Source organism: Chitinophagaceae bacterium, from assembly GCA_030053935.1.
Lineage (GTDB): Bacteria > Bacteroidota > Bacteroidia > Cytophagales > JASGCU01 > JASGCU01.
Genome location: JASGCU010000030.1, coordinates 18057 through 24702, shown reverse-complemented (window position 1 = coordinate 24702; position 6646 = coordinate 18057). Strand labels below are relative to the sequence as shown.

Sequence of the window (6646 nt, the reverse complement as noted above, 5' to 3'; positions counted from 1 at the left end):
TATTATACCCTCAAGAACTCTTGTGATTATATCTTCTTGATTATGTATGGGAAGTACAACTGAAAATTCGGGTATAGAAGAATTTAATATCTTTTCCATTTCTATTCTCAATATTTTTTTTGGAGTGTTTTATTTTTTTTACTATAAGAAAATATTATTATTGATGGTAAAAATAAAATATTACTCAGCATAGAGATAAAGAGAGTAGAAGAGATGAGCAGTCCTAAATAAAACGTGCTTTGGAAACTCGAAAAAACAAAAATAATAAATCCCAAAAATAATATAATGGACGTATATATCATACTGTTAACAGATTCTTGGATTGTTTTAGTAACTATTGCCTTCACGTCTAAATGCTTCTCTTTTTTGAGAATATTTCTATATTTTATTAAAAAATGAATAGCATTATCTACGGATATTCCAAACGCTATGCTGAATATAATAATAGTGCTGGGTTTTAAGGTAATACCAGAAAAGCCCATAATACCTGCGGTCATAATTAATGGTATAAAGTTTGGAATAAGGGAAATAAGAGTCATTTTTATACTTTTAAAGAGTGCTATTATAAGGAATGTAATAATTCCAAACGCTAATAGAAGACTAGAAAAAAGATTTTGTATCAAAAATTCATTTCCTTTGATAAATAAAACACTTGTTCCCGTAATAACTGCATCTATTTTGCTATTGCCAAGTACTTCGGTAATCTTTGGATAAATAAAAAATTGGATGAGTGAATCTAATTTTTGAGAACCTATGTCTTTGATTCTCAATGAAATACGCACTTTTTGATATGAAGAATCTACTAATGAATACAGCAGAGGCACATTATCATTTTTTCTGGGAAGGTATTTTGCTATAAATACCCTATCACGGCTATCGGGAATACTATAAAAATTGGTGTCACCATTGTAAAATCCTTGTCTGATTGTTTTTACAAAAGATACAAACGAAAGAGGCGAAGCGATGAAAGGATGTTGTTTAAGAGAATGCTCTATAGCATCTATTTTTTCTAAATTTTGCAGTTGTAAAGCTCCCTTTTCTACTTTTGTATCTATGATGAGTTCTAAGGGCATTGTTCCTTTAAAATATGTTTCCAAAAAAGAAATATCATCTTTCACTTCACTTTGCTGAGGAATATCATCAGTTAATTTTGCATTGGGATAGAGTTTTGATAAACCATAAAAACCTATCATACATGCTATAAAAAAAAGTATTATTATTTTTTTATAATGGAATTGTACAAGATGAGTAATCAAGAGAATGAGTTTTTGCAAAGGATTCCATTGCGTATGCTGTAATTCTTTTCCTTCGGGAGCAGGAAAATAATAAAATATAATAGGTATCAGAATGGCACTGAGCAGAAAAACAGCTATTATGTTTATTCCTGCAATCAACCCAAATTCTTTCAAAACATCTATATCTACTGTGAGCAAAGTGAGGAAACCTGCAGCTGTTGTAAAGTTTGTCATAAAGATGACCACTCCTATATTCTGTATCATCGACGAAATTGCTACATGTTTATCCCCACAAAGTGCATATTCAAAATGATATTTATTGGTCAAATAAATGACATTAGGAATACCTATCACCACCACAAGAGGTATAATTAAACCCGTTAAGAGTGTTATTTTGAAACCAAATAACACAAGCATTCCCATTACCCAAATAAGGATTACTGCTACTAAAATAATAGGTATCATAACATACCGAACAGACCTATAAAAGATAAAAATGACGAATATGGTAATAAATGCTGATAAACAGGTAAAGAGAATCAACTCCCCGCTCATTTGAGAAGAATAAATATAGCGAACATAGGGGATTCCCGCCTTATGAACTTGTATTCCGGTTTGACTTTCAAACTTTTTTAACTCTTCAGAAATGGATTGGATTAAAATATCTCGTTCTGAGGAATCTAATATTTTTTTTTCTATACTTATGAGCATAAGTATTGCTTCATTTCCTCTATTTATGACGTTTCCATCGTATATTTTATAAGAATATACTTGTTGTAATATGGAATCTAATTGTGATTGAGAATGGGGAATGCTTGGGAAAAAAGGAATATTCTCAAAAGAGCGAGTATTTTCATTTTTTTTGATGTAAAATAATTGTCCCAAAGAAATTACTTTTGATATTCCTGGCATGGATTGAATTGTTTCTCCCAAATTTTTATAATACGTAAAAGGACGAAGTTGAAATACAGTGCTGTCTTTTATTCCCACTACGAGAGTATTTGCATCTTCTCCAAATTTTTTTTTGACTCCCTCAAAATAGAGTAAATCAGCATCGTCTTTGGGAACGATATTGTAAAGGTCGTAAGACATTTGCAAATGGGGAGCATATATTCCAAAGAATACAGTAATTATTGCAATAAGAGATAATAAAAAAACTCTCCATTTTATAATATATTGGGATACTATTTTCCACATATTTGGTATGATTTTCATTGTTATATTTATAGGTAAGGTATCTTTTGAGGCAATCGATATTCCCAAAAAAACAAAATTACAGAATAATTATATATTTTTATTTTTTTATTTTTATAAGAATAAAAAACATTAAAATATATTGATTTTCTATTAAAATATAATGTATTGCAACAAAGATTATTGATTATCAAGCAAACAAAATAACTGAGTAGTTACAATATTAATAAGATAAGAATTATATGAAGGGGAGTTCTAAAAATTAAATATTTGAAAATCGGTGGTAATTCAAAAAGTATGATACAATAAGGAATTTAGTGTAATGTTGCATCATGTTTAAAAATAGAAATTACACTAAAATGTCCTCATTGTACAGGGACAAATATAGTAAAAAACGGAATCAAAGCGTATGGCGTTCAAAATTATTTATGTAAGGACTGTGGAAGGCAATTTATAGGTGTCATGCCTTGACCTATCAAGTCAGAAAAAGTAATAATACCTAAACAGCAACATTATGATTATTTGGAGGTTGATGAGTTTTGGACTTATGTAGGAAGCAAGGGGAAAAAACAATGGCTTATTTACTGCTACCATAGAGAAAATGAAAGCCTTTTGTTTAGCAATTTTTTATATTAATTGGGGCTTTATTTAATCTATCATACTTTTTGAATCACCACCCGTTTAATGTGGTTTCTAATGTGGTTTTAAATTCGTTTTCCTTGTCGTAATTGTAGAACGGAATGGCTGTTATCAAATAGGTGTCCGTGTGGATTTTAATTGTTTTTTGTTCGGTTCTGATTTCTTTCAAAAAATATTCTTTCCATGCATCGTATCCTAACAAGTGGCTTCCTTTTGGCTCTATGAAAACCTGAAAAGTTATTTGTTCTTTGTCTCGTTGTTTGCAGAATAGTAAAAAGTCAGGTTCAAATGCTCGTCCGAGTTTGTCGAATATTTTTATTTCTCTTTCGTTTCGGATTAAGTAAATGTTTTCAAACTTTTGATTTAGTTTTTCAAAAAATCGGGCAAAAAGTTCTACAAATTTCTTCTCTTCGGTTGTTCCATAGTTGGCATTGTAAACATACCAAGAATTATTTGCTACCAAATCTTCTTGTCCCTTTGCTCGTTCATTGTTTTTGTCAACCCTTATTTCTTTGTCTTTAAACACTTTGTGAATTGGCTCTCTGATATAGTTGGAACCTTCGTATTCGGTAGAATTGCTCTTAATGTCGGATTCTATACTTTGCAAGAGACCGTTGAGGGCTTGCAAATAATCGAAATGACTTATTTCTTTTAGTCGGTTTGCTGTGCCGTTAAATGTGATTTCTAAACCTGCTAAATATTCTCTGTTTTCAATGAAATGGGAAAGCGAATCTACACGTGGAAAGTAATGTGATATTCTTTCAAAATAGAAAAATGGGTTTTGGCTGAGTGCAAAACGAATTATGTGTTTGGGAATTGTGTTTAATGTAACATCTTTTGATTTTACAATTTCATTTGCAGATGTTGGATTTTCTAATTCAAAACCTAATGCAATGGACATTCTTCCAATTCCCGAAGATAAAGTGTGTCGGTAATTTGTTTTTTTAACTCCTAAGTCCGCAAATGATTTTATGTTATCGAAATTTTTTGGAATTTTTTTGTTAAAAAAAGCCTGCCCATTCTTGTAAAAATCTGTTTTCTTAAATTCTTCTTTTAGAAATAGATCGAGTTTTATCTTATTTGCATCATCCTCATAAATACCTGATTCCACAAGGGCTTTCTTCAGTTCCGAAATGTAACGGCTGTCTTCTTTGGTGTGATAATACAATTCTTCTAAGGTTTTCAAGTCGTTAGAAATATCATCGTCAAATTTTCGGGTAAACTTATCTTGCCCTTCTTGTAGAGTAAAAGGATAATACCTTGCACCACGTCCAATGAGCTGGGCTTCAGAAAGAGTAGTTTTCCCTGGTTTACCATCTTTTACGTCTCGGTCTTCGTATAAGCGAACTATGTCAAACAAATTTAATACGTCCCATCCTTCGTTTAGTTTTTGAACGGAAAAAACGGCACGGATTGGATTATTTTCATCTTCTAAGGTGTTGAGCAGTATTTGGTTTTGTTCGGCTTCTTGGTCATTATTGGCACTCAGACAATTTTCAAATCTGAAATGGGATTGAATGCGTTTTACTATTTCACTATCTGAAATACCTTTGGATCCCAAAAAACGAAATGCCTTTTGAACGATAGGAATAGTAGAGGTTTTTTGGATTTTATCTACCATGTTAGCTGAAAGATCGTCTATCAGTTTGTGAAAATTTGTTTTGTTCTGCTCGGATTCGGCAATGGTTTTTTTTGCTTTGAATAGAATCACGGGCTTCAAATTGATATTATTTGAAGTTGCCAATTCCTGACGATACAAGTTCAAAATCAATGCTTGAATAACTCTATCTTGCTCGTCGTACAAAGAACGGATAAGGTTTATTTCTTTGGAATATTTGTCTTTACGAAACTCTGCAAGGTCGTATTTAAAAATTATTTTATCTTGATAATGCTTTACTAATTCTATTGTGTCTGTGTCAATTGTTGCTGTAAATTCGAGTAAGATATTTTCAAAATTAGAATCGTGAATTTTCTTTACGGTGTCTTCCCAGCTGCCAAACACATTACCTGATTTTGTGCCTGCTACTAAGTGATGGGCTTCGTCAGCGATCAAGACCAATTTTGTGTCTTTAAAATCTTCGTAGGTTATGCTGTTTTCCTTGGTGGTATTTAGGTCAATGTGCAATTGCTGAATGGTAGTAAATTTGATATTGATATTTTGATTATCTGCTTCATCAAAATTTTCTACTTCTTTAATATAGATTTCTTTACCATCAACTACTATTTTGTTGTTAAACAAATATTTGGAAGATTGAGGATTAAGGAAATTGTCTTTTGTTTTTTTGATAATGTTGTTTGAATTAACAAAAAACAAAAAATTACGATAGCCTTTTTTGTAAAGGTGTAACATCAAACCTGCCATTATCAATGTTTTACCGCTTCCTGTTGCCATATTGTAAAGCAAGTGATAGGGTTTTCGTGGTTTCTCCTCTAAATTTTCCATATCCAAATATATATAGCGTTTAAATGCTTCTTTTTGATATGGTCTTATTTCAAATCGAAGATTATCTACCATATAGTTTGGTAAAGAAATTTCTGCTAAGGTTCGCTTAGCAATAGAATTATTAAATAGAGTGTGTAAAAATGTCATTGTTTAGATTGTTTATTGTTGTTTATTATAGAAAGTTTTTCCTACTCTGTTTATATGCTCTATTAATTTTTTGTTTTTTAAATGTTCATATATCTGAATATCAATTGTGTAAGGGAAGTTACTGTTACTAATATCCAAAATTAATCTGCCTAACTGATGTCTATCTATATTACTATTACAAATAACCAAATCTACATCACTTCTATCGGTATTGGTACCTTTTGCACGAGAGCCGTATACAATCACTTTAGACACTTTTTCGTGTTTTGCAAAAATGGTTTTTAAAATAGCCATGGATGAGTCGTTTATGCCAAATGTATTCATACCTGAGATTCTATCAATGTGGTGTATAAGTCAGACAAAAGGGGTGTATATTTTAATTGAATATCGGGTATTATTTCTTCAAAAACCTTAAAATCATAGGTATGATTTAGTAAGTTTCTGTCATCAATCATATCGAGCCAAAGTTCAATATTATTTATATATTTTGTTTTAAAAGCTTCTTTAAGAACCATTTTGGGTGAAATTTTATCCAAAATTATACCATCAAATTCCATTTTGTCTTTTAGAGTTTTCCAAGCTAACTCTAATGTAAACTCAAAACGCTGTATGACTCCTTCCTTTTCTAAATAAGAAAGTTTATTTATGTCCAATTCGGGTACTTCTTGCAATAGTTTTATAGCTCTTTGAAAATTTTCAAAACGCTGATACCATCTCATATCTTGATTCATACTTTTTCTTTTTTTATTTGATAAAAATCTTTCGTTACTTTCTTTTCTTCTTCGGTGCAGGCAAAGTCAGCATCATGCAGCGAAGAAAGGTTGACATATAATTGATTTTTGTCTAACAGTTCGTAAAGGTGTTGCTTCTGCTCGGCTAAGCTCAGTGTTTTAAATGCTTCCAAATGTTCGTCTTGCTTTTTAATATCTACATTGTAATTCAAGAAACTTTTTGCTTTCATCTGCTCCCATATCTGTAAAAGAGCTTC

The 6646-nt window shown here is 31.1% G+C and carries 6 protein-coding genes and 1 pseudogene; 2 read left to right on the top strand and 5 right to left on the bottom strand.

Going from position 1 to position 6646, the window contains the following annotated elements; genetic code table 11:
* Positions 1 to 107 precede the first annotated feature (107 nt).
* Positions 108 to 2450, bottom strand: a complete 2343-nt coding sequence (locus QM536_04720; protein MDI9356316.1) for an MMPL family transporter — start codon at positions 2448 to 2450, stop codon at positions 108 to 110.
* A 327-nt stretch (positions 2451 to 2777) separates the two neighbouring features.
* Between QM536_04720 and QM536_04715 the strand changes: the two are divergent.
* Positions 2778 to 2882: pseudogene (locus QM536_04715) on the top strand (IS1 family transposase).
* A gap of 69 nt (positions 2883 to 2951) precedes the next feature.
* Positions 2952 to 3065, top strand: a complete 114-nt coding sequence (locus QM536_04710; GenBank protein MDI9356315.1) for an IS1 family transposase — start codon at positions 2952 to 2954, stop codon at positions 3063 to 3065.
* 34 nt (positions 3066 to 3099) lie between these two features.
* On the opposite strand, the gene QM536_04705 is transcribed toward QM536_04710, so the two are convergent.
* From QM536_04705 to QM536_04690, 4 genes are all read right to left on the bottom strand, one after another.
* Positions 3100 to 5658, bottom strand: coding sequence for a DEAD/DEAH box helicase family protein (locus tag QM536_04705; GenBank protein ID MDI9356314.1), 2559 nt, complete (start codon positions 5656 to 5658; stop codon positions 3100 to 3102).
* 12 nt (positions 5659 to 5670) lie between these two features.
* Complete coding sequence (locus QM536_04700; protein MDI9356313.1) at positions 5671 to 5982, bottom strand: nucleotidyltransferase domain-containing protein; 312 nt, start codon at positions 5980 to 5982, stop codon at positions 5671 to 5673.
* Positions 5979 to 6389: a nucleotidyltransferase substrate binding protein gene (locus QM536_04695; GenBank protein ID MDI9356312.1), complete on the bottom strand. Its 411-nt coding sequence runs from the start codon at positions 6387 to 6389 to the stop codon at positions 5979 to 5981. The genes QM536_04700 and QM536_04695 overlap by 4 nt, the downstream gene beginning before the upstream one ends.
* On the bottom strand, positions 6386 to 6646 hold a 261-nt coding region (locus QM536_04690; protein MDI9356311.1), incomplete at its 5' end, for a hypothetical protein. The genes QM536_04695 and QM536_04690, both read right to left, overlap by 4 nt.